The sequence below is a fragment of the Acidobacteriota bacterium genome, assembly GCA_016208495.1.
Taxonomy (GTDB): Bacteria; Acidobacteriota; Blastocatellia; order Chloracidobacteriales; family Chloracidobacteriaceae; genus JACQXX01.
The window spans coordinates 1-3,815 of the sequence record JACQXX010000150.1 but is presented as its reverse complement, the minus strand read 5'-3'; the positions used below and the strand labels follow the sequence as shown (position 1 = coordinate 3,815).

General features: G+C 51.5%; 2 protein-coding genes. Both read right to left on the bottom strand.

The genetic code is table 11. The features are described from left to right. Positions 1–173 precede the first annotated feature (173 nt). Positions 174–1,409 (bottom strand): serine/threonine protein kinase, encoded by a 1,236-nt coding sequence (locus tag HY774_28145; GenBank protein MBI4752379.1) that lies wholly within the window; start codon positions 1,407–1,409, stop codon positions 174–176. A gap of 362 nt (positions 1,410–1,771) precedes the next feature. After that, positions 1,772–3,550: an ABC transporter substrate-binding protein gene (locus tag HY774_28140; GenBank protein ID MBI4752378.1), complete on the bottom strand. Its 1,779-nt coding sequence runs from the start codon at positions 3,548–3,550 to the stop codon at positions 1,772–1,774. Positions 3,551–3,815 lie beyond the last annotated feature (265 nt).

Here is a 3,815-nt window from a genome sequence, read left to right as displayed (position 1 = left end):
TCAGGGGTCAGGGGTCAGGGGTCAGGGTTTAGGGTTTAGGGTTTAGGGGTCATTGAAAAGGACACCCAGGACATAAAGGGCATAAATTCGAAAACCCGGAACCCGGAACCCGGAACCCGGAACCCGGAACCCCGAACCCCGAACCCTGAACCCTGAACCCTGAACCCTGGTTTTTAGCTCGAAATCTTCCACAACACCAAAACCACCACCAGCACCACCGCAAAGAGCATAACGGCTGGCCACAGCCAGCGTCGCCATTCCGGAAGATCCTGGGTGCCATTGGCGGCTTCGAGCGAGGCGATCAGGGATCGCGAAGCGGCTTCGGCAGCCGCTGGATCAGCCTCTGCCGCCGGAGCGCCACTGCGATCAGATTCGTTCTCATCCCGGTACGGCGTCAGGTTTGACTGTGAAGGTTCGTCCAGATGGGTTGATTTGGCCATAGTTGCCGCCAGTCGAACGGCCAGTTCAAGCTCACGGGCCATTTCCGTGGCGGTTTGCGGACGACGAAGCGGACTTTTTTCGAGCGCCCGCATAATCACCCGCTCAACGTGGGCTGAGATTTCAGGTCGCAACCGACGGGGTGAGGGAGGGATTTCATTGGCGTGCTTGGCCAGGACAATTTTCGAGGGGCCACCATAGAACGGAGGCTTGCCCGTGATCATTTCATAGACAATCACCCCAAGCGAATAAATATCAGATCGAGCATCCAGATCGAGCCCCTTGGCCTGCTCCGGCGACATGTATTGAGGTGTCCCCATCACCAGATTTGGCGCCGTCAACGGAGCGCTATCCGTGGTGCTATCCTGGACTTTGGCAATCCCGAAATCCACCACCTTGACAAAATCCTGACCGGCGGCTTCACCCGCCGACAGCATAATATTTTCCGGTTTGAGATCACGATGGATGACATTCTGGTTATGGGCGGCGTCCAGTGCCTCGCTGATTTGGCGTGTGACGTGCAAAACGCGCTCCATATCAAACCGACCTTCGGTCTGAAGCGCCCGCTTTAACGTCACGCCGTCCAGGTACTCCATCACCAGATAGACATACCCTTCTTCGCTGGTGCCAAAATCGGTCACGGAGATGACATTCGGGTGGGTAATCCGGCTGGCCGCCAACGCTTCTTTTTGAAATCGTTTGACAGCCTGGCGTTGGGAGGCTAATTCAGCGTGCAAAATCTTGACCGCCCAGGTTTTTTGGGTCAGCAAGTGAACCGCACGATACACGGTGCACATTCCACCTTCGCCAATTCGAGCTGTGATTTTGTACCGATCAAGCAAAACTCGCCCGACAAGCGGGTCTTCGCCAATGTTTTCTTCATCCGAGGCAGCCGTTAAGTTGTTGCCATCATAGGGACAAAAGAAAATGTCAGCGGTGTAAGTTCTGCGACATTGGCTGCACGCTTTCATTTCGGTGAGTGCGGAGTCGTTCGAAGCATTCTTTATGAATTATGAATGATGAATTACGAATTATGAAACAGCTAACCGTTTGATATTTCATCAGATGGCTTCTTCATAGTTCATAATTCATCCCTCATAAGTTGGTGAAATCAGGGCGTTTTCAGAGACGCATCCGTCAGGTGAAGAGCGAAGTAGCGAGGTAGCGAGGTAGCGAGTAGCGAGTAGTTAATCAATCTCATTTTGAAATTTGATTTGAACCGATGATTTCATTCAAACCTGAAAAGAAGCAGTTCCTAAGTATTACGTTCTGTTCAGGTAGCACTTTGTTTTACGACTCGCTACTCGCTACTCGCTACTCGCTCTTCAGAAAGCTATTTCTTACAAATGACCTCCAGGTTCCAGGTCATTCCTGGGTCAGCCATGGCTGACTGCAGGTTTTTCAAGGATGTCTTGGCGCCAACCATGGTGTTTTCCGACATCAAGTAAACCACTGGCATCACCTCGGCCCAGCGCTGCTGCACAATATTGTATTGGGCCTTGCGGTCGGAAATGGCGCGGAGCGATACGGCTTTGTCCATTGCGGCTTGGGTATCGTCATACCATTTTCCCGCCGGGTCGCCAAAGTTGATGCGCATGTCGGTACTTTCCGGTTCCGGGTCAGCCGCCCAATACCGTCTGCCGGTCACATAAGGCTGAATAAAGATCGGATCCGGCCACTCTGGGCGAAGTTCAATCAACACCGCGTCGAAAGTCCCTGCCGTCAGGTAGTTGGAAATCACCTCTGGTTTTTCTTCTGTTGCCCGAACTTCAGCCCCAAGCGCTGTGAAATCAGACACCAGTTGCTTGGCAATGGCTGCCGCGGTGGCGTCTTTTGGATAAGCAATTGAAAACCGGACCAGTTCTTTCCCGAGTGCCTTTAACTCATTGCCAGTGTATTTGTATCCCTGGGCCATCAACAACGCCTTGGCTTCAGTCAAATCGTAGGTATGGGTTTTGACTGAACTATCAAACCAGGCGCTATTGCCCGGTGTAAAGATATTGAAGGCTGGCTTGGCACCGCCACCGGCCACCTCTTGAACCAGTTTATCCCGATTGATGGCTTTGGAAGAGGCAAAGCGGAATTTGTCAAAAGCAAAGTTAAATGCCTTCACCGGGCTGATCAATCGTTTGGAATGCAGATAGCGGGTGTTCATAATCAACGCCCACACGTGCAATGACCCGCCTTTGTCCTCAACAATATATTGATTGTTCCCTTTGAGGCTCTTCACTTTTTCAGCCGTCAGATAGTTGCAGGCATCGAGCGCACCCGCCGCAAATTTGTCGGATTGGGCTTTGCGGTCCAGGTTGAGCAGGTACTTGATTTCATCCAGGTATGGCAGAAGCGTGCCGTTGGAATCTGTCTTGTAGTACTTTTCATTGGCCTTCAAAACCAGCTCACTGGCTGAATACGAGACCACTTTGAACGGCCCTGATGAGACGATTTTATCGGGGGCGGTTTTCAGACCATAGGCTTCTCTGGCACTGCTCGTTTTGACCGCCCCGCCAAAGCTGTTTTTGGAAACAATCGGAATTCTGGCAAAAATCAGACGGGCAACATCCGGCGAAATGGGTCCGCCAAACTTTACCGTCAGTGTCTGGGCATCAACTTTGGTAATGGTGGGTTCTTTGACGGTTTTATCCTGACGGGTCCTCAGTAAATCTCCCAGGAGTGAGTCCACATCGGAACTGGCACAGGTTTGATAGGAAAAAACCACGTCTTCAGCATCGAGCGAAGACCCATCGGAAAATAAGGCTTTCCGGACTTTGATCGAAAAACTCTGTCCATCGGCGTCCGGTGTTACCGTGGTGGCCAACCCCGTGTCCTCGACTTTGTTTTTGGCATAGTCATAGTCGAGCAGGGTGGTATATAGATTGCGCATGACCTCATAGGTATCAGGCGAAGCATCCACATAGGGATTAAACGTCGTCGGCCCGTTTTGCAGGGCCAGGGTGATATTGCCACCCTGGGAACCGGGTTCACAGTTCATGGTTTTGGCTTCAATGCCCTCAGCCAGCTTGCGTGCAAAAGGATTACAGGCCGAAAAAGTGACAGCAAAGATCAGGCAGCCACAAAGCAGCACCCCAAACGAGTTGCGGAATTTTGGTCTCATTCGAAAACTCCTCCAGAGAAGGTATCGTGCACGGTTCGAGGAAAAAAAATAACGAGTGGAAACGGCAACAAGGCGACAGGACGAAAAATCTGAAGTGAGGCTGGATTTTACTGAATTTCCCGGCTACAGGTCTAGCAGGATATTGCCGTCTGAGGTCTGAATATTTCGGGTCAGGCCGGTAATGTATCTGATTCTGTTATAAAAACAAATCGAAAAGTTATTCACACCGCGATAGAGTGTGGAGTGCGGCGGCTTGACGCCGCTT

Coding starts and splice junctions, on each gene's coding strand:
- HY774_28145 (MBI4752379.1), bottom strand. CDS start 1,409: ATGAAAGCGTGCAGCCAATGTCGCAGAACTTACACCGCTGACATTTTC.
- HY774_28140 (MBI4752378.1), bottom strand. CDS start 3,550: ATGAGACCAAAATTCCGCAACTCGTTTGGGGTGCTGCTTTGTGGCTGC.